Source organism: Centipeda periodontii DSM 2778, from assembly GCF_000213975.1.
In the GTDB taxonomy this organism is placed as follows: Bacteria; Bacillota; Negativicutes; order Selenomonadales; family Selenomonadaceae; genus Centipeda; species Centipeda periodontii.
Genome location: NZ_GL892076.1, coordinates 1,666,845 through 1,688,365, shown reverse-complemented (window position 1 = coordinate 1,688,365; position 21,521 = coordinate 1,666,845). Strand labels below are relative to the sequence as shown.

The 21,521-nt window shown below is 55.2% G+C and carries 26 protein-coding genes and 1 pseudogene; 24 read left to right on the top strand and 3 right to left on the bottom strand.

The window, feature by feature from the left end; all coding sequences use genetic code 11:
- Positions 1–30 precede the first annotated feature (30 nt).
- The 12 genes from HMPREF9081_RS07595 to rlmD all read left to right on the top strand — a co-directional run bounded on the left by HMPREF9081_RS07595 (position 31) and on the right by rlmD (position 12,069).
- On the top strand, positions 31–1,080 hold the full coding sequence (locus HMPREF9081_RS07595) for a hypothetical protein (protein ID WP_006306546.1): 1,050 nt from the start codon (positions 31–33) through the stop codon (positions 1,078–1,080).
- Positions 1,081–1,091: 11 nt separating this feature from the next.
- Positions 1,092–1,940 carry an NYN domain-containing protein gene (locus HMPREF9081_RS07590; RefSeq protein ID WP_006306545.1) on the top strand — a complete coding sequence of 283 codons (849 nt, stop codon included), beginning with the start codon at positions 1,092–1,094 and terminating at the stop codon, positions 1,938–1,940.
- A gap of 10 nt (positions 1,941–1,950) precedes the next feature.
- Positions 1,951–2,361, top strand: a complete 411-nt coding sequence (locus HMPREF9081_RS07585; protein WP_040394808.1) for a DUF3783 domain-containing protein — start codon at positions 1,951–1,953, stop codon at positions 2,359–2,361.
- Positions 2,358–3,305 (top strand): ABC transporter substrate-binding protein, encoded by a 948-nt coding sequence (locus tag HMPREF9081_RS07580; protein ID WP_006306543.1) that lies wholly within the window; start codon positions 2,358–2,360, stop codon positions 3,303–3,305. Before HMPREF9081_RS07585 ends, HMPREF9081_RS07580 begins: the two co-directional genes overlap by 4 nt.
- Entirely contained in the window at positions 3,305–4,759 is a 1,455-nt protein-coding gene (locus HMPREF9081_RS07575) for an aminotransferase class I/II-fold pyridoxal phosphate-dependent enzyme (RefSeq protein WP_006306542.1), read from the top strand. Before HMPREF9081_RS07580 ends, HMPREF9081_RS07575 begins: the two co-directional genes overlap by 1 nt.
- A gap of 2 nt (positions 4,760–4,761) precedes the next feature.
- Positions 4,762–5,622 carry a polyamine aminopropyltransferase gene (speE, locus tag HMPREF9081_RS07570; protein ID WP_006306541.1) on the top strand — a complete coding sequence of 287 codons (861 nt, stop codon included), beginning with the start codon at positions 4,762–4,764 and terminating at the stop codon, positions 5,620–5,622.
- Positions 5,603–6,484 carry an agmatinase gene (gene speB, locus HMPREF9081_RS07565; RefSeq protein WP_006306540.1) on the top strand — a complete coding sequence of 294 codons (882 nt, stop codon included), beginning with the start codon at positions 5,603–5,605 and terminating at the stop codon, positions 6,482–6,484. Before speE ends, speB begins: the two co-directional genes overlap by 20 nt.
- Before the next feature lie 73 nt (positions 6,485–6,557).
- Entirely contained in the window at positions 6,558–6,848 is a 291-nt protein-coding gene (gatC, locus tag HMPREF9081_RS07560; RefSeq protein WP_006306539.1) for an Asp-tRNA(Asn)/Glu-tRNA(Gln) amidotransferase subunit GatC, read from the top strand.
- Between the two features lie 12 nt (positions 6,849–6,860).
- Positions 6,861–8,327, top strand: a complete 1,467-nt coding sequence (gene gatA, locus HMPREF9081_RS07555; RefSeq protein WP_006306538.1) for an Asp-tRNA(Asn)/Glu-tRNA(Gln) amidotransferase subunit GatA — start codon at positions 6,861–6,863, stop codon at positions 8,325–8,327.
- Positions 8,324–9,763 carry an Asp-tRNA(Asn)/Glu-tRNA(Gln) amidotransferase subunit GatB gene (gatB, locus tag HMPREF9081_RS07550; protein WP_006306537.1) on the top strand — a complete coding sequence of 480 codons (1,440 nt, stop codon included), beginning with the start codon at positions 8,324–8,326 and terminating at the stop codon, positions 9,761–9,763. The genes gatA and gatB overlap by 4 nt, the downstream gene beginning before the upstream one ends.
- A gap of 237 nt (positions 9,764–10,000) precedes the next feature.
- Positions 10,001–10,669 (top strand): HAD family hydrolase, encoded by a 669-nt coding sequence (locus HMPREF9081_RS07545; RefSeq protein ID WP_006306536.1) that lies wholly within the window; start codon positions 10,001–10,003, stop codon positions 10,667–10,669.
- Positions 10,666–12,069: a 23S rRNA (uracil(1939)-C(5))-methyltransferase RlmD gene (gene rlmD / locus HMPREF9081_RS07540; RefSeq protein WP_006306535.1), complete on the top strand. Its 1,404-nt coding sequence runs from the start codon at positions 10,666–10,668 to the stop codon at positions 12,067–12,069. Before HMPREF9081_RS07545 ends, rlmD begins: the two co-directional genes overlap by 4 nt.
- 53 nt (positions 12,070–12,122) lie before the next feature.
- On the opposite strand, the gene HMPREF9081_RS07535 is transcribed toward rlmD, so the two are convergent.
- Complete coding sequence (locus HMPREF9081_RS07535) at positions 12,123–12,449, bottom strand: hypothetical protein (protein WP_006306534.1); 327 nt, start codon at positions 12,447–12,449, stop codon at positions 12,123–12,125.
- Positions 12,450–13,188: 739 nt separating this feature from the next.
- Between HMPREF9081_RS07535 and HMPREF9081_RS07530 the strand changes: the two are divergent.
- From HMPREF9081_RS07530 to HMPREF9081_RS07490, 9 genes and pseudogenes are all read left to right on the top strand, one after another.
- A pseudogene (locus HMPREF9081_RS07530) lies at positions 13,189–13,920 on the top strand (IS256 family transposase); the annotation flags it as partial.
- A gap of 22 nt (positions 13,921–13,942) precedes the next feature.
- Positions 13,943–14,902 carry a structural protein gene (locus HMPREF9081_RS12785; RefSeq protein WP_006306528.1) on the top strand — a complete coding sequence of 320 codons (960 nt, stop codon included), beginning with the start codon at positions 13,943–13,945 and terminating at the stop codon, positions 14,900–14,902.
- A gap of 372 nt (positions 14,903–15,274) precedes the next feature.
- On the top strand, positions 15,275–15,907 hold the full coding sequence (locus HMPREF9081_RS07515) for a hypothetical protein (protein ID WP_040394805.1): 633 nt from the start codon (positions 15,275–15,277) through the stop codon (positions 15,905–15,907).
- 19 nt (positions 15,908–15,926) lie between these two features.
- Positions 15,927–16,847 (top strand): hypothetical protein, encoded by a 921-nt coding sequence (locus HMPREF9081_RS07510; RefSeq protein WP_006306525.1) that lies wholly within the window; start codon positions 15,927–15,929, stop codon positions 16,845–16,847.
- A gap of 11 nt (positions 16,848–16,858) precedes the next feature.
- Positions 16,859–17,035 (top strand): hypothetical protein, encoded by a 177-nt coding sequence (locus HMPREF9081_RS13870; protein WP_006306524.1) that lies wholly within the window; start codon positions 16,859–16,861, stop codon positions 17,033–17,035.
- Positions 17,022–17,456: a hypothetical protein gene (locus HMPREF9081_RS07505; RefSeq protein ID WP_006306523.1), complete on the top strand. Its 435-nt coding sequence runs from the start codon at positions 17,022–17,024 to the stop codon at positions 17,454–17,456. The genes HMPREF9081_RS13870 and HMPREF9081_RS07505 overlap by 14 nt, the downstream gene beginning before the upstream one ends.
- On the top strand, positions 17,437–17,811 hold the full coding sequence (locus HMPREF9081_RS07500) for a hypothetical protein (RefSeq protein WP_006306522.1): 375 nt from the start codon (positions 17,437–17,439) through the stop codon (positions 17,809–17,811). The genes HMPREF9081_RS07505 and HMPREF9081_RS07500 overlap by 20 nt, the downstream gene beginning before the upstream one ends.
- Before the next feature lie 4 nt (positions 17,812–17,815).
- The gene (locus tag HMPREF9081_RS07495; RefSeq protein WP_006306521.1) at positions 17,816–18,253 is read left to right on the top strand and encodes a hypothetical protein; all 438 of its coding nucleotides are present in this window, start codon (positions 17,816–17,818) and stop codon (positions 18,251–18,253) included.
- Positions 18,254–18,264: 11 nt separating this feature from the next.
- On the top strand, positions 18,265–19,212 hold the full coding sequence (locus HMPREF9081_RS07490; protein WP_006306520.1) for a phage tail tube protein: 948 nt from the start codon (positions 18,265–18,267) through the stop codon (positions 19,210–19,212).
- A gap of 42 nt (positions 19,213–19,254) precedes the next feature.
- Here the strand turns inward: HMPREF9081_RS07490 and HMPREF9081_RS07485 are convergent, their stop codons facing one another.
- Together HMPREF9081_RS07485 and HMPREF9081_RS07480 are read right to left on the bottom strand one after the other, a co-directional pair.
- On the bottom strand, positions 19,255–19,653 hold the full coding sequence (locus HMPREF9081_RS07485) for a type II toxin-antitoxin system HicB family antitoxin (RefSeq protein WP_006306519.1): 399 nt from the start codon (positions 19,651–19,653) through the stop codon (positions 19,255–19,257).
- Complete coding sequence (locus HMPREF9081_RS07480; RefSeq protein WP_006306518.1) at positions 19,650–19,865, bottom strand: type II toxin-antitoxin system HicA family toxin; 216 nt, start codon at positions 19,863–19,865, stop codon at positions 19,650–19,652. Before HMPREF9081_RS07480 ends, HMPREF9081_RS07485 begins: the two co-directional genes overlap by 4 nt.
- 73 nt (positions 19,866–19,938) lie before the next feature.
- On the opposite strand from HMPREF9081_RS07480, the gene HMPREF9081_RS07475 reads away from it, so the two are divergent.
- From HMPREF9081_RS07475 to HMPREF9081_RS07465, 3 genes are read left to right on the top strand one after another with little or no spacing between them, the layout of a single operon-like run.
- Complete coding sequence (locus HMPREF9081_RS07475) at positions 19,939–20,199, top strand: hypothetical protein (RefSeq protein WP_040394796.1); 261 nt, start codon at positions 19,939–19,941, stop codon at positions 20,197–20,199.
- A 20-nt stretch (positions 20,200–20,219) separates the two neighbouring features.
- A complete protein-coding gene (locus tag HMPREF9081_RS07470; protein WP_006306516.1) occupies positions 20,220–20,516 on the top strand; it encodes a DUF1799 domain-containing protein in 297 nt (98 codons plus the stop codon).
- Position 20,517: 1 nt separating this feature from the next.
- Positions 20,518–21,372, top strand: a complete 855-nt coding sequence (locus HMPREF9081_RS07465; RefSeq protein WP_006306515.1) for a tape measure protein — start codon at positions 20,518–20,520, stop codon at positions 21,370–21,372.
- The last annotated feature ends 149 nt before the right edge of the window (positions 21,373–21,521 follow it).

Below are 21,521 nucleotides of genomic sequence, written 5' to 3'. Positions count from 1 at the left end.
CCGTCGATCTGATACGGGGAGGGAATTCGTATGATGAGCAGTGCGACGAAACTGAAGCTCAGCATTGTGGCAGTTGCTGTGGTGCTCCTGCTGCTGGGGGGACTCTTTTGGTATTTCCGTGTCCATACGAAGACGCCGGAATATGCGCTTCACGCGATTGAGGATGCGCTTGACCGGAACGATGAGACACTTTTCCTGCGCCATGTCCGTTTGGATGCAGTACTTGATGCAGGTTATGATGATTTTATGCGCGGGACGATGGACGCCGAATTTGGGCATTCCCGCGAGGCATCTGCGGCACTTGAGGATTTCTCCAAAATGCTCAAGCCCGCATTCATCAATATGCTCAAAGACGCAGTTCATACGCGTCTGACGACGGGTGAATGGCCTTCTGCAGACGTGATCGAGGAGGGAACTGATACGGAGAATATTCTCTCCCGTATCGGTGTACGCGATTTGACATTCCGCGAGATTGCGCGTCTGACGCGTGATGAGGAGGCACAGACAGCAGAGGCAGATATCGTTGCACATCAGGGCGAGGCAGACGCTGATTTTACGTTCAAGATCCTGCTTGTTCCCTCCGAGGAAGGAGACTGGCAGGTTGTTTCCATCCAGAACCTGCATGAGTATGCCGTGTTGCTCGAGCAGGCGCGGCGCTTGCGCGTCGAGGCTTACTTGGAGGAAACAGATGCGATTATGGCACGACATGACCAGACATCGGGAGCTGCGCAGCTGCGGCTTTACTCCGTGCTGGGAGCGGGAGCTCTGGGCAGTCAGGCAACGCGGGATATGGCACGCCAGATTATGGAGCAGGATATCCTTGTCGACTGGCAGGAACGCAAAGATGAGCTTGCTGCTGTTTCCGTTCCCCGCAGTATGCAGAGTCTGCACCAGCTCCGCCTCAAGATCTGTGATCTCCACATTGCTTATGCACAGGGATATGCGGCGTGGATGACAGATAAAAATGCCGCCACGATCCGCGGCGCAGAGAGCAGTCTGCGTCAAGCGGAGGTGCTCGAGGTGGAGGCATCGTTCCTCGTGCAGCGAGCCAAGCGCTTATTTGGTGATAAGATGGAGTGAGGAGAGAGAGCATGCTCGATTCGAGCAATGATACGGTAGCAATTCTCTATGATATTGAGAATGCACCGATTGAAATGCTTCAATATACGATTGATAAGGCTATGCGCTACAAACCCGGACGCATGATCGTGGTTTCTGACTGGGAGGCACATCCGGAGCAGAAGCGCTGGGATCGTCTCATGGAGTATCCGGATTTGACCTTTCGTCAGATCAGTCGGACATTTTATGGAAAGAATTCGCTGGACTCGGCGCTCTATGATTCGGCACAGATCCTCTATCAAGAGGGCGTGCGCAAGTACTTCATCATTACGACGGATTCGGACTTCGTACGCATTGCTGAGTCTTTGAACGCTGAGGATCCCTCCTACATCATCGGCGTTGGAACGAAGCAGGCAAGCGAAGATCTGCGCAATGCCTATAATGAATTTTTCGTCTATCCGCCGGAGTCAAAGCCCGAAAAGAGCACAGCAAAGAATAAAAAAACACAAGAGAACGCAGAGGTGAAAACCGTGGCAAAGAAAAAGTCGTCGGAGGATAAGGGCGTGAAGCAGAAACCCGCTGTGGAACAGACAGCAAAGACTTTGGAGCAGAAGAAACAGGCGGCAGAGAGTAAGAAGAAGGAATCGCCCGATAATCCTGTCGAGGAAACCGCAAAGACATCTGCAAAATCCAAAAAGAAACAGGGACAAAAGTCTGTACCGCTGGTTGAGCCCGCGCCGACGCCGCCGCTCTCGGGCTTCCTGACCGTACGCCTACCGAAAACATTGCGTGCATCGCTCGAGCAGAAGATGCTTGAGGAAGAGGTTTCTCTGGATGAACTTGTAACATATCTCCTTATGCGCGGACTCTCTGCAAAGTAAGGGAAAAATGATGATGAGAAAAGAAGAGCGCGTCTTGCTCTATCAGTTTCCGGAGGATCAGATCCGTACGGCACAGGATGTATTTCGTGCGCTTGGAATTCGCGCGCAGATTCTCGCAGCGGATGCATGGCGTGAAAAGATCGGCTGGCTGCTTGGCATCAAGGGGTATAAGCCTGCTCCGCCTGTGCAGGAGAATAATACGGCTTTTGATTTTCCGCACCGCCTTCTGCTGTTGGAACACATTCAGGGCAAGCGGCTGACAAAGATGCTGGAAGCACTGCAGGATGCGGGCATTCCGCGCATTACGTATAAATCTGCAGTTACGCCGTACAATACACTGTGGACGTTGCGCTATCTCTGTGAACATATGGCGAAGGAACATGCAGGATCTGTCGAGGATCGGGAAGGAAAGATACAATGAAGAGATTTCTTGTTGTAGCGCTCTCGTTGATGCTTCTCCTTGTCGCAGGCTGTGGCTCGGAGCCGGAGCCACAGACGAAGGATGCGAAGCTTTCAAAACTGACCATAGGCCTGATGCCTGATACGGACTCGATTCCATTTATCATTGCCGCAGAGCGCGGATATTTTGCGGAGGAGGGGGTCGAAGTCGAACTCGTTCCCTTCAAGAGTGCAATGGAGCGAGACGCAGCCCTTCAGAGCGGAAATCTTGACGGCGCGGTCTCCGATCTGCTCGCCGTCATCTTTGCGCGCTCGGGTGGATTTTCCGTGCATGCAACCTCCTATACGGACGGGAATTACAATCTCGTTGCAGGCGGTATGGCCGGTATTTCATCTGCCGCAGATCTTGGCGGAAAGGAGATCGCCATCTCGCGCAATACGATCATCGAATATGTAACGGATGAAATTCTCACGGTGAATGGCATGGGGGAGCAGGATGTTTCCAAGGTTGTCATTCCGCAGATTCCCGTGCGTCTCGAGATGCTGCAAAGCGGGAATCTCGCGGCGGCTGTTCTGCCCGAACCGATGGCGAGCGTTGCCGTGGCATCGGGAAGTCGCTATATTACCGGCTCGGGGGATCTCGGGATCAATCCGGGCGTGATCGTGTTTACGGACTCCTCGATCAAGGATAAAGGGCAGTCCATTCGTGCAATGTATCGCGCCTATGACAAAGCGGTCAAGTATCTTAACAATACGCCGCGTGCAGACTACATTGACCTCGTGATGGAAAAGAGCGGCTTTCCCGCACCCGCACGCGATGCCCTTGAACTGAGGCCCTATCGTCCTGCGGGACTTCCGGCGGAGAAGGATGTGGAGGAGGCCGTGCGCTGGGTGAAGAGCAAAGACCTTGCAGGGGACTACCGCTATGACGACCTCGTTTCCAAACTTCTCTCGGAGGCGAAATAATGCCGTATCTCTCTCAGACGAGTGCTCCCATTCAGGAGGCTCTTGAGCGGATGAAGCGTGCACGTCTTGTTCCCTTTGATGTGCCGGGACATAAGCGCGGGCGCGGGAATCCGGAGCTCACGGCATTCCTCGGAAACACCTGCCTCGATGTCGACGTGAACTCCATGAAAATGCTCGATAATCTCTGCCATCCGATTTCGGTGATTCGGGATGCGGAACAACTCGCTGCAGAGGCGTTTCGCGCTGCACACGCATTCTTCATGGTGAGCGGCACTACGGGATCCGTGCAGGCAATGGTGCTCTCTGCAGTAAGGCGCGGGGATAAAATCATCATGCCGCGGAACGTCCACCGGAGTGCCATCAACGCTCTGATTCTCTGCGGCGCCATCCCGATCTATGTGAATCCCGGCATCGACGATGTGCTTGGCATTGCGCTCGGTATGCGTGTGGAGGATGTCGCCGCAGCGATTGAGCGACATCCGGACGCCAAGGCGGTCTTTGTCAACAATCCAACCTATTACGGCATCTGCTCCAATCTCCGCGCGATTACGGATCTAGCGCACGCGCACGGCATGAAGGTACTTGTGGACGAGGCGCACGGTACGCATCTGTATTTCAGTGACCGTCTCCCTATGTCGGCAATGGATGCGGGTGCGGATATGGCGGCAATCAGCATGCACAAGTCCGGCGGCTCCCTGACGCAGAGCTCCATTCTACTCTGCGCCGACACGATGCCGCTCGGCTATGTTCATCAGATCATCAACATCACGCAGACGACGAGCGCGTCCTATCTGCTTCTGGCAAGCCTCGATATCAGCCGCCGCAATCTTGCGCTGCGCGGACGCGAGGTCATCGACAAGATCATCGACCTCGTCGCCTATGCACGTGATGAGATCAATGCAATCGGGGACTACTATGCCTATGGGCGCGAGCTGATCGACGGCGCGGCGGTCTACGATTTTGACACCACAAAGCTGTCCATTTTCACGCGCCCGACAGGACTCGCAGGTGTCGAGGTCTACGATATCCTGCGTGATGACTATGACATTCAGACGGAGTTTGGCGACATCGCGAATCTGCTTGCCTATGTGTCTGTCGGAGATCGTCCGAAGGACATCGAACGCCTTGTTGCGGCACTTGCTGAGATCCGGCGAAACTACCGCAAGGATCCCTCCAAAACGCTCAAGATGGAGTACATCGACCCCGTTATCATCTGTGGGCCCCAAGATGCATTCTACGCGGAGAAGGAGTCGCTGCCAATTGCAGAAACATGTGGACGCATCTGCAGTGAGTTCGTCATGTGCTATCCGCCGGGCATTCCCATTCTCGCTCCGGGGGAGCAGATCACGGAGGACATCCTGACCTACATTCGCTATGCAAGGAAAAAGGGCTGTCAAATCACGGGACCGGAGGATATGAGTATACAGCGTCTCAATGTGATGACGGAGAGATAGACATGGAATTTTGGTATACGGAACAACATACGCCCGATGTACGCTTTTCGATTCGCGTGGATCATCAGCTCTACAGCGGACAGAGCGAGTTTCAGCGCATTGATGTGTTTGAGTCGCCCGAGTTCGGGCGATTTCTGACACTTGACGGCTATATGATGCTGACGGAGAAGGATGAGTTCATCTACCATGAGATGATCACACATGTGCCCATGTGCGTTCATCCGGAGGCGAAAGATATCCTCGTCATCGGCGGCGGCGATGGGGGAACGGTGCGTGAGCTCCTGCGCTATCCGACCATACGCCGCATCGATCTCGTGGAGATTGACGAGATGGTGGTTGACGTCTGCCGCGAGTATCTGTCCTCTACTGCCTCGGGGCTTTCCGATGAGCGTGTCAGCATCCACTACGAGGACGGGCTGCGCTTTGTGCGAAAGCCCATCGACGCCTATGATCTCATCATCGTGGATTCGACGGATCCGTTCGGACCGGGCGAGGGGCTGTTCACGAAGGAGTTCTACGGGAACTGCTTCAAGGCTCTGCGGAGTGACGGCATCATGATCAATCAGCATGAGAGCCCTTTCTACGAGCAGGATGCCTATGCGATGCAGCGGATGCATCAGCGCATTGTTCATTCGTTTCCATTCAGCCGTGTGTATCAGGTGCATATACCGTCCTATCCGTCAGGGCATTGGCTCTTCGGATTTTCGTCCAAAAACCGTCGCCCCGTGGAGGGCGTGGACTTTGCGCGATGGAAGTCGCTCGGTATAAAGACCCGTTACTACAATACGAAGCTTCACGCGGCTGCCTTTGCCCTGCCCAACTATGTGGAGGAGATACTCGAAGATGTGGAACCGCAATGTTGAAACCTTCCTCGGATGTGATGGCACATACGAGGACAGCCATATCGTGATCTTTGGTGCACCGTTCGATTCAACGACATCCTATCGCCCAGGAACGCGGTTCGCCGCCCGTACCATGCGCGCGGAATCCTACGGACTGGAAACGTACAGTCCGTATCAGGATCTCGATCTCGAGGACGCACGCGCCTTTGACGGTGGTGATCTGGAGCTTCCGTTCGGAGATACGGAACGTGCTCTTGATATGATTCATACGTATGCGAAAAACATTCTGGAGGGCGGGCGTCTGCCCTTCCTGATTGGCGGCGAACATCTTGTGAGCCTGCCCGCGGTCAAGGCAGCGGCAGAGAAACATTCGGAGCTTGCGGTGATCCACTTCGACGCACATACTGATCTCAGAGATGAGTATCTCGGCAATCATCTGTCGCACGCGACGGTGATTCGACGTGCTTGGGACATTCTGGGCGATGGGCGCATCCATCAGTTCGGCATTCGCAGCGGCGAGCGTGCTGAGTGGGAATGGGCACGCGCGGGGCATACGAATCTTCATCCCTTCACGTTTGCCGGACTTTCCGAAGCCGTCACGGCGCTCAAGGAACGCCCCGTGTATCTCACCATCGATCTGGATGTGCTCGATCCTTCGGCATTTCCGGGAACGGGAACACCCGAGGCAGGAGGAGTGACCTTTGTTGAGCTCTTGAAGGCAGCACTCTCCGTGATTCGCGGATGCAATGTTGTCGCCTGCGATCTGGTGGAACTCTCGCCGCCGCTCGATCCGAGCGGAACATCCACGGCAACGGCACTGAAACTCCTACGGGAGATGATACTCGCCCTTGAGGCAGATTTCATTCGTCCGCCAACAGCATGAGGATTTCCATTTGATACCTGCGATACGATTTGTTATAATAATGCGGATACTGCTAAGAAAGACGGTGTAGGCAATGAAGGTAACGGAACAGGATCTCAGGACAACGGCGCATCTCTCGCGCCTTTCAATTCCTGCAGAGGAAAAGGAAGAGGCATTGAAAACATTGGGAGACTTCCTTACGTATGTGGATAATCTTTCCAATGTCGATACAGAGCATGTCCAGCCAACGACGTATGCACTGCCTATCGAGAATGTCTTCCGTGCGGATGAAGTGCGCCCGTCCCTTTCCAACGAGGCGGCACTCTCGAATGCGCCGCTCAGCGAGGACGGCTATTTCAAGGTACCGAAAGTGCTCGAAGGGTAAGGAGGAGCTGTTTTGAGTCTATATGAAAAACCGGCGCATGTCCTGCATGACATGCTCATGCACAAGGAGATCAGTGCACATGAACTGACCGAGGATGTATGCGCGCGCATGGACGCCGTCGAAGGCGAGGTTGGCGCGTATCTTTTGGAGATGCGTGCGGCAGCGCTTGGCGAGGCAGATCGTGTGGATGCAAAGATCGCGGCAGGGGAAAAGATTCCCTTTCTTGCGGGTATCCCCGGCGCTGTGAAGGACAATATTTGCACAAAGGGTGTGCGGACGACGGCAGGGTCGAAAATCCTTGAGAATTTCGTCCCGCCCTATGACGCGACAGTCATGACGAAACTGCATGATGCGGACGCCGTCATCCTCGGCAAGGCAAACCTCGACGAGTTCGCAATGGGCGGCTCGACGGAGAACTCTGCCTATCATCCGACTCATAACCCATGGGATGTGGAGCGTGTGCCCGGCGGCTCCTCCGGCGGCAGTGCGGCAGCCGTCGCGGCGGGCACGGCGATCTGGGCGCTCGGCAGCGATACGGGCGGATCAATCCGCCAGCCCGCTTCGTTCTGCGGCGTTGTCGGACTCAAGCCGACCTATGGTCGTGTTTCACGCTATGGACTCATGGCATATGCCTCTTCACTCGATCAGATTGGACCACTCACGCGCGATGTCACAGACGCTGCGCACATCATGAACATCATTGCGGGGCATGATGTTATGGATTCGACCGCGAGCAAGGCGAATGTTCCAGACTATACAAAAGCGCTGCAGAATAACGTAAAGGGGCTCAAGATCGGTCTGCCCAAGGAATACTTCATTTCCGGAATGGACAGCGATGTCGAAGCCTCCGTCCGCAAGGCAATCGCAGACGTGGAGGCGATGGGGGCCGAGGTCAAGGAAATATCCCTTCCACACACGGACTATGCTGTTTCGACCTACTATCTGATTGCCCCCGCTGAGGCTGCGACCAATCTCGAACGCTACGACGGTGTCAGCTATGGTGCGCGTGTGGATGGGGAAGATCTCGTCGATATGATGACACGGACGCGCACGGAGAAGTTTGGCGCCGAGGTCAAGCGGCGCATCCTGATCGGCAACTATGCGCTGTCCGCTGGTTACTATGACGCCTACTATCTCAAGGCACTCAAGGTGCGCACACTGATTCAGCAGGACTTCATGCGTGCATTCGAGGATGTGGATGTCATCATGACGCCGACGGCACCGACGCCCGCCTATAAGATTGGGGAAATGACGAGTCCCTTGCAGATGTACCTGCAGGATATCTCAACTGTGCCGGTCAACCTTGCAGGACTTCCGGGCATCTCCGTACCCTGCGGCTTTACCTCGTCAGGGCTTCCCATCGGACTGCAGATCATCGGACGTCCGCTTGCCGAGGAGGTCATTCTGCGCGTGGCATACGCCTACGAACAGGCACATGATTTCCATACGAAAATGGCGCCGATTGGAGGAAGGGCATGAAATACGAAACCGTCATCGGTCTTGAGATTCACTGCGAGCTCAAGACAAAGACTAAGATTTTCTGCGGCTGTGCTACGGGCTTCGGTGCAGATCAGAATACGCATGTCTGCCCCGTTTGCCTCGGACTGCCCGGCGTCCTGCCCGTCCTTAACCGTCAGGTCGTGAACTATGCCATCAAGGCGGGACTCGCGACAAACTGCGAGATCAACGGATATAGTAAATTCGACCGCAAAAATTACTACTACCCCGACCTGCCGAAGAACTTTCAGACCTCGCAGTTTGATCTTCCAATCGCCGAGCACGGCTGGGTGGACATCGACACAGAGGCGGGGAAGAAACGCATCCGTCTGACACGCATCCACATGGAGGAGGACGCGGGGAAACTCGTCCACTCCGGCACGACAATCAAGGACTCCTCCTCGTCCAATGTGGACTACAACCGCACGGGCGTGCCCCTGCTTGAGATCGTCTCCGAGCCGGACATGTCCTCGGCGGAAGAGGCGCGCGCCTATATGGAGAAGATCAAGACGATCATGGAGTACATCGATGTCTCCAACTGCCGCATGGAGGAGGGCAATCTCCGCGCGGATATCAACGTCTCCCTGCGTCCCATCGGTTCGGACAAACTCGGCACGCGCACGGAGATGAAGAACATCAACTCCTTCAAGGCGCTTGAGGATGCCATCAACTACGAGATCGAGCGTCAGACAGAGGTGCTCGAGGACGGTGGTCACATCATCCAGGAGACGCGCACATGGGATCCCGAACGTGGCATCACACTCTCCATGCGCAGCAAGGAAGAGGCACATGACTACCGCTATATGCCGGAGCCCGATCTGCCGCCGATTGTGACGAGTGCAGAGGAGATCGAGGCGATCCGAAAGGGACTGCCGGAGCTGCCCGACGCGCGTCGTGCGCGTCTGATGGACGAGGCAGGGCTCTCCGCCTACGACGCAGGCATCATCACGAGCTCGCGCGCGATGGCGGAATACTACGATGCCATCACGGCGACAGGCGCAGACTCGAAGCTCGCGGCAAATTGGCTGATGGGCGATCTTGCGAAGAACCTCAACGCCGAGGGCAAGACCATCGAGGAATCGCCCGTCGATGCAAAGCGCCTTGGCGAGATGATCCTACTCATCTCAAAGGGTACAATTTCCTCGAAGATCGGCAAGACCGTATTCAAGGAGATGTGGACATCGCCCGATGCACCCGAGAAGATCGTCAAGGACAAGGGACTTGTTCAGATCACCGATACGAAGGAGATCGAGGATATTGTCGATCAGGTCATTGCCGCGAATGCAAAGGCGGTCGAGGACTACAAGGGCGGCAACAAGAAAGCGATCGGCGCGCTTGTCGGACAGGTGATGAAGCAGTCCAAGGGCAAGGCGAACCCACAGATGGTCAACGAACTCTTAGCAAAAAAACTCGGCTGAGATTTAAGGAAGCACTGATAAATTCAGCCACGCTATCTTAGCGCATCTTTTTTGCCCGCACTTCGTCGGCAAATCCTCCACATAGCTTTGGCTATGCGTCCGGTTTGCCTCCTTGTTCGGACGAAAAAATCTACGCCAATCTGAGGGTCTATTTTATCAGCGATTCCTTAACAAGGCTGTTGTACGAAGCCGGAAAACTTCGTGCAACAGCCTTGTCTTGTCAAAGGAGGCATTTCCATGAAATACGAAGCTGCCATATTTGATTTGGACGGGACACTCGTCGATTCGTTGGCCGATCTCGCGGACAGCGCCAATGCCACACTCCATGCACACGGATTTCCCGTGCATGAGGTAGAGGCATATCGCTATTTTGTGGGGGATGGCACACGAAGGCTGATTGAGCGTATTCTGCCCCAAGAGCACACAGCAAAGCCGTCATTTGTGGATTCCTTTATCGCGGAATACAAGGATTGCTACGCTGCAAATCTGCTCCATAAGACGAAACCGTACGATGGTATTATGGAGATGCTCAAGGAGCTTCAGAGGCGCAATATTCCTATGGCTGTCTGCACAAACAAGCATCAATCTGCGGCAGAGAAGATTATGGAGGCGCTGTTTCCGCATGATATGTTTCGTACCATCATCGGCGATCAGGATGGACTGCCGCGCAAGCCGGATCCGCAGAAGGTATTCCATATTATGAAAAACTTCGGTGTTACAGGAGCGCATACGGCGTACTTCGGCGACACCAGTGTGGACATGGATACCGCGCGCAACGCGGGGGCATTTTCCGTCGGGGTGCTCTGGGGATTTCGCCCAAAGGAAGAACTCGTTGCGCATGGAGCCGACGTGCTCCTCACACATCCCATGGAACTGTTTGAAAAGGTGACGTTTGCAGAGCGATGAAGGCGAAAGAGAAGATAAAGCATCCCACGCAGACAATTCCAGTCCGAAAAGGGCAGACATATCATATTTGGATTGATCGCCTCGGGACGAGCGGTGAGGGTGTCGGACGGTATGAGAACTTCACCGTGTTTGTCCCAAACGCACTTCCAGGCGAGAATATTTCCGTCCTCATCGAAGAGGTAAAAAGCAGTTATGCGCGCGGGCACGTGAAGGAAATCCTGCACACGAGTCCGGAGCGAGTTGCACCGCTCTGCGAAATTTACGATGAATGCGGCGGCTGCCAACTCCAACACCTCTCTTACGATGCCCAACTGGATGCGAAGCGTGCACAGGTTGCAGACGCGCTGACGCATATCGGCAAACTCCTGCAGATTCCCGTGAAAGAAACCATGCGTGCAGAGCAGCCGTGGAACTATCGGAACAAGATGCAGTTTCCGATTGGCGTCAACAAGGGAAAAATCATGGTCGGCTGCTTTGCACAGGGCAGCCATAAGATCATCAATACGGAGAACTGCCATATTCAGCATACCGCGAACAACGATCTTGCGAATGCCGTGCGTGCGATTGCCGAGAAACTGCATATTCCCATTTATAACGAGGACACACACAAGGGAATCCTACGCCATATCGTCGGGCGTGTCGGGCGGAACAATGATCTCATGGCGGTCATTGTCACGGCGACCAAGCAGCTCCCGCGTGCAAAGGATTTTGTCCGTATGCTGCGCGAGCGCCTGCCGAACCTCGTCAGCGTCCATCAGAACATCCAGACCTATCGCAACAACGTCATCATGGGACGTGATACACAGTTGCTCTGGGGCAGATCGACCATCATCGACTCCTTGGGTCGACTGAATTTCCACATCTCCCCGCGCTCCTTCTTTCAGGTCAATACACGGCAGGCGGAGCGCCTCTATGAGCAGGCACTTGCCTATGCCGATCTGCATGGAACAGAGACTGTCATTGACGCCTACTGTGGTACGGGAACGATTACGCTCTTTCTCGCCCAGAAGGCGCGCAAGGTTTACGGCATCGAGATCGTTCAGCCCGCCATCCTTGACGCACGGAAGAATGCGCGCGACAACCATGTCAAGAATGCCGAATTCATCGTCGGTGACGCGACTGACGTCATGCCGGCGCTATACAAGCAGGGCGTCCGCCCCGATGTCGTCGTCGTCGACCCGCCGCGCGCGGGCTGCACCGAAACTGTCCTCCGCACCTTTGCCAATATGAAGCCCCAACGCATCGTCTACGTCTCCTGCAACCCCGCCACCCTCGCACGTGACCTCGCCATCCTAAAAGGTGTCGGATATATCACACAGGAAGTCCAACCTGTAGATTTATTTCCACACACTTCGCACGTGGAATGTCTCACGAAATTAGTCCGACGCGATCTCCTATAAACCTTACGACAAAGCCCCGTAGCTCGACAGAGAGCCGCGGGGCTTTTCGTGTGTCAGAAGTTCCAGACAATATCAAGCTCCCCCTTCGTCGGGAGAACGACAATCTCCTTAATAAGCTCCTGGAGGAGGTCCCTTTTCTCATCCATCGTCCCTGTTTCTATCACAGCATCGAAGGAGGAGAGGAGAAACAGGGCTTTCTCCTCTGAGAGCCGCGTTTCCTCTTTCTGCACTTCCATATTGTCCAGCGTTGTCTGCAGGGCGTCCCGCTCTGCTTGTAGCTTTTGCGTACGCTGACCGATCTCATGAATGCTGATTGTGCCAAGCTGGTAGAGATCCACAACACGCGAGATTTGACGATCCAGCTCGTCAATGCGCTGCATGAGTGCCGTGCGATCCGCATCGGAGCGAGAGGGACGTTGACGCTCCTGCGTGCGCAGCTTTTGAAAATACGCATGATCATGTGCGCTCTGATATTGTCAACTGTTCTTGACAATATCAGAACAACGCAATGATTCAAGCGGCGAAGCGCAAGGCAAGAGGTTTTCATACCTTTGAAGGCTATGCCGCAATGATCTACTTGGTTGCAGGAAAGTTGAAATTAGCTACACCTGTTCTGTTCTGAAAATACCTTTTCCACTAGTTTTGGAGTAGAGCCTTTTTATTTGGGAAAAATCAGCAATATTTTCCTACTTAGCTGCCTAACTAGGAAAAAAGAGCCGATTTTTTCCAGTTGGTTGATGTTCTGAACTATGCTATACTGGATGCGTTGCCACCTCCATGCCGGCACGGGAAGGAGGTGTGTCAAGAATGTTACTATCGTTTCTGCTCTCCGTTCTGGCTGGGATAGTCTGCCCCTATCTCTGCAAATGGCTTGACGGGTGAGACAAAGGCAACAAGCCTAGGCGCTAGTCCCTGCCTGCACAATGGGAACAGAAAAGCCCCCGAGCTGGTATCTCGGGGCTTTTCGTGTGCCTTGATGTTACTATCGCTTGCCATAGATAGTATAGCACAAGTCCCCAATGAGATGCAAGTTATGAAAATGTCTCAATGCGTCTGCGTTCCTCCGCCTGCAGTTCCTCGGCGAATGCTGCGAATCCCTGCAAATCCTCTGTATTGAGATTTGTGGACTGCCTCTACGTCTCGTTGCGCAGGGAGCGGGGCGCGGCACAAGCGGCGGTACATGTCGTCTTCGCCTATGACGCAGACGGGCGCAGAGATGTGCTTGGTCTTTGGATCAACGAGGCGGAAAGCAAGCAGGCATGGATGCAGATTTTCGATGAACTCAAAGCGCGCGGTGTGGAGGCGATCGGATTCCTCTCGATGGATGGCGTGGCAGGTCTGGAGGAAGGGGCACGCGCCGTTTTCCCGCAGGTCGTGGTGCAGTGGTGCATCGTACATCTGGTTCGTAACGCCATACGGTACATTCCACGCAAAGAATGGGGACGGTTCACCAAGGAACTGAAGGGAATCTATGGTGCGGTAAATGCCAAACAGGTACGCGAGCGGTTTGAGATCTTCCGCAAAGAATGGGCTGCATACCCCGGGGCTGTCGCTGTTTGGGAAAAGAACTTTGCGCATGTCGAGCAGCTCTTCTCCTATGGAAGCGCCGTACGCAAGATCATATACGCAACAAATGCGGTGGAGAGCGTCAACGCAAGTTTTCGCAAGGTCACGAAGAAGGGAGCGTTTCCGAACGAAGAGGCGGTATTCAAGCTGCTGTATTTACGCGTACTAGAACTCTACGGGAAGTGGGGTGGGCGCAGAATACCGAACTGGGCACTCGTGCGCAATCAGTTGCTTATGGATGAGCGTATCGAAAAGCTCATGCAGCAATATGACGCGATCTACTGAAAAATATTTTTACACAAACTTCTTGACATACCCGCATATATCGCAGCTTGTCGAGGCGCTCGAGACGCAGAACGAGAAGGCGCTGAACAAGGCAATATACACCGCGACGCAAGAGAGGACGCGCTACTTCGCCGACCGCATTGCACGGACGGAGATGGCGCGGGCGTATCAGGACGGTTTCTTGCTGAAATGGGACAACAACGAGGACTGCGTGGCGTACCAATGGAAACTGTCGGGGCGGCATCCGCGCTATGATATCTGTGATCTGTATGCAAAGGCGAATCTCTACGGGCTGGGTGCGGGCGTGTTCCCAAAAGACAAGGTGCCGCGTTTGCCCGCGCATCCGCACTGTATGTGCTTCTTGAAGCCTGTCATACGTGGGATGATGGACAACGAAACGCCGACGGAGCGCATCGAGGAGGGCGGCAGGGAGTACCTTGCGAGCGTCAGTCTGCATCATCGGCAGATGCTCCTCGGGATTCATGGGGAGAAGGATGTACGGGGCGGAGTTAGCTGGACAGCAAAGGCACGAGGATACGGCGGGAAAAAAGTTGACAGCAGACTCTCGTCAACGGGCGGCAGAGGTGATATAATAATACAAAGCGGGGCGCTGAATCCCGACAGTAAGCGAGCGCTCAACCATGCTACCACATATTATGAATCCGTGCGGCATATGACAACGGACTGCGCGAGGATTGCCGCTAACACCGGTTTTCGGGAGCAGGATATTCGTGTCATAAAGAACCATGTGTTCATCGAGGAGCATGACCTGCAAAACGGGCGGAAAAGATTCTTTCCGGATTATGAAATGGCACAGTCGTGGCAGCGCCTTATTGATGGGCGAAATATTCAAGAGCGTGACATTGTCTTACTGAATCATGAATATATCGAATCTATTTTCATGAAAGGCGGACTTTCCGCTGTTGATGCTCATGAAAAAGCACAAAGAATATACAACTATGTAGCGCTCTTGAAAGGGTGATTCAAATGCTGGGGTGGGCGAAACCGATCAGAGAGAACGATGATGAGATGTTCATTGCTTATAGTGTGGAAAGTGATCGATCTTGTGACGGTGTTCTGGTCTGGGACAAAAAAACAGAGGAGTTCCGCATAGACAAACTGTCTGCCACAGCAGATGTTATGTCCACAAATCGACTGGCGGGGCTGATTCGGTATAGCTTGTATGAAGGTTTCTTCACTCCGGGGCTTAATTGTATGTTGAGCTGATAAAAACGGGATAGAAAGCACTTGCTCTCTTGCAGGTGCTTTTTTCATGCCCTCCGTGCTATGCGGCAGGGCATTTTTGATGCGCGGGATGGAGACCCGCACGGCTATTTGCACAGGAGGCAAGAACATGGAACTCAAAGACGTATACGCGGCACTGGAGGCTGCGGAAAACGGCGCGGCGATGGTGGAGACCATCAAAAGCGAGCTTGTGGGCGTCCGAAAGGAGGCGGCAGATGCACGCATCGCCAAGAATAAGGCAGAGGAGGCGCTGACTGTGCTCAAGACGGAGCATGGGGCGCTTGCAGAGAAGCACAAGGAGCTGGAAACGCAGCTCGGCGACGCGCAGAAGAAGGGCGCGGGTGCACAGACGGAGATTCAGAAGCTGCAGGGGCAGATCGCCGACCTTGCCAAGAAGTACGAGGACGCGGAGGCGGCGCGCAAGACCGCTGAGGAAAAGCGCGTACAGGCAGACATCATGGCGCAGACAGTCGATGCGCTCACCAAGAGCAACGCTGTCGCCCCGCAGGAATTTGCAAAACTCATTGCGCCCTCCATCAAAGTCGCTGAGGATGGCACATACAGTTATACCAAGGCAGACGGCACGCGGGGCAGCATCGCCGACGGCGCTGCGGAGTGGCTGAGCGGTAAGGCATGGGCAGTCAAGGACGCGCAGAAGCCCGGCAGCGGCGACGGCAGATCCGGTGATAATGGCGCAGGCGGCACGATGGCAGAGCAGTTCGCCGCTACGCTTGGGGGATAACGAAAAGGAGTAAAGACACATGGCAATCAATACGCTTGAGATGGCAAAGATTTTTCAGCAGGAGCTGGATAAGCAGATGCTTACGGCGGGCACGTCCGGCTGGATGGAGGCAAATGCCTCGAACGTGAAGTACAGCGGCGGCGACACGGTGCGCATGCCGAGCATTTCCACGACGGGGCTGGCAAAGTACGACCGTGACAATGGATTCAACCAGGGTGCGGTAACCCTTGCCTACAAGGACTACACGCTCACGCAGGACAGGGGCAGGACGTTCCATCTCGATTCGATGGACGTCGATGAGTCGAACTTCATTGCGGCGGCGGGGAACGTTATGGGCGAGTTTCAGCGCCTGCAGGTCGCGCCTGAAGTCGACGCTTACCGCTACTCGCGCATTGCGGCTCTCGCGAAGGGCGCAGCGCATGAGTCGGCGGCATTCACGCCGACGAAGGACAACATTCTCGGCAAACTCGATGAGGAGATCACGAAGCTGCAGGACATCATCGGCGAGGACGAGCCGCTCGTTCTTATCATGGCGACGCCCGTGCGTACGATCCTCAACGGCGCGAAGGATGTGACGCGTTATCTTGATGTTGCGGACTTCAAGGCGGGCGCGGTGAACACGAAGGTGCGCACCTATAACGAAATCCCGATCCTCTCCGTCCCCTCGGCGCGCATGAAGACGGCGTACATTTTCGCCGATGGCAAGACCACGGGACAGGAGGCAGGAGGATTCAAGGCGGACACGGGCGCTAAGGCGATTAACTGGATCCTCATGGCACGACGCGCGCCGATTGCGATCTCCAAGACGGATAAGGTGCGCATTTTCGAGCCGGACACGAACCAGAAGGCAGATGCGTGGAAGCTCGATTACCGCAAGTTTCATGACCTCTGGATTCCGAGCAACAAGCTCGCGGGTGTCTGGGTCAACACGGGTGCATAAGGAGGAGCAGGATGACAAGACTGATACGGCTGAACGAAGTGCAGTACGCAGAAACGGAGCATCAGGTCGCAGGTCTCGTGATGCAGGGATTTGAAGTGTCGCCACTCGCGGCGGAACGTGTCGCGGAGAAGCCCGCAAAGGGCAAAAAGGAGGGCGCTGCGGCGTCCGAGGGCGATGAGCGTCATTGACATATTCCGCAGCAATCTGCGTCTTGCTGTCACGGCAAGTGCGATCGAGGTCGCGACGACCGCGAAGATGGATCACCGCTACCAGCAGCGGAATGGACGGCTCAAGGATGCGGTGCAGACCGCAATCGGTGGGAGCGGCATGGAGGCGCGTGTGTATCTTGACGGGAACATCGCGCCCTATGGCGTCTTTATCCACAAGGGCATAAGGGCGCATGATATCTTTCCAAAACGGAGGAAGGCACTGCGCTGGGTGGACGGGAACAAGTTTCTGTTCGCCAAGCGAGTCCGTTTTCCCGGATGGGATCCGGATCCGTTTATCTATGATGCATTTGAGAAGAATCAAGATACGATCCGGCGAATTTTTGACCGATACACGGTGCGGGCGCTACAGGAGGTGGGAAATGCTCTTACAGGCAACTGAATTGAGGGATAAGGACGAACTGCTTGGCACATCCGTGACGGACGACCTTATCGCAGAGGTAGAGAAGTACCTGTGCGCAGCGGCGGCAGGTCTTGGCGTCGCATGGGAGGCGGTGCAGCCGACCTACTACGTGCGGCGCTTCCTTACGGTCTATGTGTTCCGCGAGCTGTGCATGCGCAAGAGCTTCACGGGTGCGCAGCCGTGGGGCGGCAGTGATGACCGGGACAGCTACGCGGGCAAGTACAGCTTCTACCGCGACGAGATGAAACGCATTGAGGCGTCCATGACCGCCGCAGCACTCACGGGGACAGCGGTGAGCAGCAGCTACGGCTCTGTAGGACTGCATCGGGGGTAATGAAATGCTCTGGCTAAAAGTTTTGAAGAGCCTGCGCGACTATCTGCATGCGGCAGACATCGCCGATCAGGTCATCCTCGGCGGCTACAAGCCGAGCGATGTGCGCCCCGACGAAAACGGCAAAGGGCTGATCTTTATTCAGCGTGACCGCGAGCGCCCTGCAGGTGATGATCTCGTGCAGGATATGCGCGTGCAGATCAGCGTCGATGCGTGGGTACAGTCGAGCAGCAAAGACCTGACAAAGGGCTATGAAGCCATCGCACGCCTCGAAGGAGCGCTGATGGATGCGCTGCGGCGTTACGAGCAGGAGACCGTATACATCGCGGACCGTGTACAACTCATGCGGGTACGCATCGTTGAGACGGGCGGCGACGGGGACAGCGTGCGCCCTCTCGTTGGCAGCCGCACGAGCCTTGAGATCATCGTTTATGAGGAAACATAAGGAGGCAGTATATGGCAACACAACAGGCACGCGGCTATAAATCCGCGATGACCATTGACTTTGAGTCGGCCTTTGGCGTGAGCCCCACGACGAAGAAGGGCATCTCTCTGCCGATGAACAGCAATGAGCTCTCTAAGGCGCAGACGCTCATCGAATCGGACACGATCACGAACACGCGCAACGACACGCAGCCGGCACTTGGCCGCGTGAGCGTCGACGGCGATATCGAGATGCCGGCAGACTATAGCGCATCGGGCTACATGCTCAAGGCGCTGTTCGGCGATCCCAAGACCACGGGCACCGCGCCGAATAAGACGCACGTCTTTACGGTCAAGGACACACAGCCCTCCATCGTTGTGGAGAAGGCTTTCCCTGACCTCGGCAAATACGTCCGCTACAAGGGCGTCAAGATCAATACGTTCTCTGCCGATTTTGGGCAGGACAACGAGATGACGTTCAAGTTCGGTGTCATGGGCGCCTCGCGCGAGCAGGACTCTGCAGCGTATGACAGTGCGGCAAAGGCGGCGAAGCTGCTGCGCATCGCACAGAACCATGCCTACGTTAAGATCGACGGCACGGAAAGCCGCATCGTCAAAGAAGGCTCGCTTGAGATCAATGCGAACCTCGACGGCGATCAGTACGTTGTCGGCGGCGGCGGTCTGCGCGGGGACATCCCCGAAGGGCTGATGAAGGTATCCGGCTCTCTCAAGGCGCTGTTCGTCTCGACCGAGTGGATGGACAAGGCGGACACAGGTGCCGCCGCCTCTATGGAGATTGGCTTCAAGCTCGACGCCAACACGTCGCTTGTCTTTGCCCTGCCGAGCGTCCAGTTCGAGCCGTTCGATGCACAGATCAGCGGACCCGCCGGCGTGGTTATCGATGTGAAGTGGCGTGCATTCTCGGCAGACGGGGCGAGCATTGTCACGGTGACGCTGAAGAATCAGCAGGAAGCATACTGAGGCAAAAGAAAAAGCACCTTGCGGGCGCAGGGCGCTTTTGTCTTATGCCTTGTTTACGCCGAGTTCGCGCATAAGGGCGTTTTGCAGGAGGTTCGAGAAGTTGATGTTGTGCTGCACAGCGAGCGTGTCCAGCCACTTGGGAAGCGAGAGCGTTTTCTTCACGGATTTTGCGTTATACATGCGGTCGTATGCGAGCTTGTCAAACGGCACCATAACGGCGAACTGGTCACGCTCAAGCGGCAAATCTTGCGGGAGCGAAGGGGCGGGGTAATCGGCGGGAGAAACGTCTTCGAGCATCAGCCCGATTGCGTCCTGCGCCATCGTAAGGGCGTCTTCCATCGTCTCCCCCTGCGTCATGCAGCCGTCGATGTCGGGGATAAAGACGGAATAGCCTGTTTCCTCCGTCTGGAAAACAGCGGGGTAGAAATATATGTGCTTCATGACTTTCCTCCGTTCTGAGAGGGCTTCAGCCCTGCTTCCTTTAGAAGTTGCCGCTCAATGCCTTTTTTGAGTTCTTTCGCGTGCATCGGGACGCTCAGCGTGATGTTTCGCCCTGGATGATGATACTTCTGATGAGAACCGTTGTTGCTTTTGATATAGATAAATCCGTTCTTCTTCAGAAGACGAACCATTTCTTTTGGCGTCATCGGCATGACAGTACCTCCCTTTGAGATTATTATACGCTATATTACGTATTGTTGCAATAAGAGTTTAGGAGAAAATATTATGACAAATGAAACGACAAGCAAAATCACGATCCGCTCTCTCTCGGTGAAGGAAATGCGCGAACTGCGCAAGGCGGGACTGGATCCTGCTCTTGCAAAGGAGGACGACAGCGCTGCCGTAACAACGGGCATGGCAGACTGGATCCTCGACAACATCTACGCAGGGCAGATTCCCGATGACATGCCCTATAACGAGGCGCTCCGCATCGCAACGGATACCTATGCCGAGACGTACGGACGCGAGCGCGAAGTAAAAAACTAGAGGCCGTCTATCGGTGGGAGATGTCGGAGAGTCCCGCGTACTGCGCATCCTGCCGCGAGGCATACGCGCAGGAGGGGGCTGCGCCGCCCTGCGAAGGGTGCGTACACGAGCCGCCCGCACTGATGGACGAGAACATAGATGCGTGGTATCTGTGGCGGCACATACAGACACAGGTGCGCACGTCATTCGCGGGCATAGTCGGCATGGATTACGGCGCAGCGCGGCAGGTGGCTGATGTGCTGGGCATAGATTTTGACATCGCCATGCTGCATAAGATACAGACGCTTGAGACGGTACTTTTAAGTGAGGTGAGATGAAGTGGCAAACCCGATTATATCGGTCATCATACGGGCGCGTGACCAAGCAAGCAGCATCATACAGAGCATACGCAATCAGCTGAACAATCTGCCAAATCCAACGCTCGATCTCACGTTGAACGGTGCGGAGGAAGCTGTCTCGCAGTTGGGTGGCATTGCAAGGACCGCCCTCATCGCCGCCGTCGGCATCGGCGGTGTTGCGGAAGCGCTCGGTGCGGCAAAGCACGCCTTCATCGACTACAACGCCGAGCTGGAACAGACACATGTCGCATTCACCTCCATGCTTGGCTCCGGGGAACAAGCAACTGCCATGATCAGAGATTTGCAAAAGTTCGCTGCGGAAACACCGTTTGAGATGCCCGGCATCCGCAACGCAGCACAGCAGCTCATCGCATTTGGATATGACGCACAGGAGATCATCCCGACGCTCACCGCGCTCGGCAATGCGGCGTCGGGGCTTGGCAAGGGGGAAACGGGCTTTGGTCAGCTCGCCTTTGTCTTCGGTCAGATCCGCACAACGGGCAAGCTCATGGGCAATGATGTGATGCAGCTGGCACAGCTGGGCGTGCCCGTAAAGGACATCCTCGCAAAGAATTTGGGGCTGACAAAGGACGAACTTGCCAATATCGGTGAGATGGGGATTGACGCCGACATCGCCATACGCGCGCTGATGGACGGCATGAACGAGCGTTTCCCAGAGATGATGAAAAAGCAGTCGGAGACGTTCGAGGGCGTGCTGTCGAACATCAAGGACAACATCGGGCAGGCGTTCGGACTTACGGGGCTGCCACTTTTCGAGCAGGCAAAAAATATGGGCTCTACTCCCGAAGTAGTGGAAGATGGTATAATCGTCTAGTGTGATGACAAATGGTCGAGAATTTTGACAAGATGCTCGCAGGATCACTGCGTCTAGAGGATCCATGGTATATCATAGGCGCGTCCACTGCAAGCGCCCCCGTGTTCTCTGCGACAAATGCGGTACCGTGCAGATGAGCGCGCCGTTTG